Raw genomic sequence first — 330 nt, forward strand, 5'->3', positions numbered from 1 at the left:
TTCATTGCGTTGGTTATATGGGATGACAGCTTGTAGCTCCTGATCGATTAACTGTTGATAGATTGGTTCATAGTCGTAACCGGCATCGAAAAGGCCAGCAGTAAATAAAGACGGAAGATCGCGATCAATTTTCTTTAATAAAGGGATGGCTGCTTTTCCATCATTGAGATTTCCTGACGTCATCATGCGCGTAAGAATGTATTGACTCTTTGTGCTGACGGCTAAATGTCCTTTATATCCGAACCAAAAGACATTCTTCCCGTCACTGTTTTTCTTAATCCCCCATTTTGGTTCGATGGGCGCTTCTTTAAACAACGTTTCCACTGACTC

Annotated in this window: 1 protein-coding gene; it reads right to left on the bottom strand. The window is 41.8% G+C overall.

Going from position 1 to position 330, the window contains the following annotated elements:
- The coding region (locus G4V62_RS19475; RefSeq protein WP_165205263.1) for a transposase at positions 1-330 on the bottom strand (330 nt) is incomplete at both ends.

The sequence above is a fragment of the Litoribacterium kuwaitense genome (assembly GCF_011058155.1).
Lineage (GTDB): Bacteria > Bacillota > Bacilli > Bacillales > DSM-28697 > Litoribacterium > Litoribacterium kuwaitense.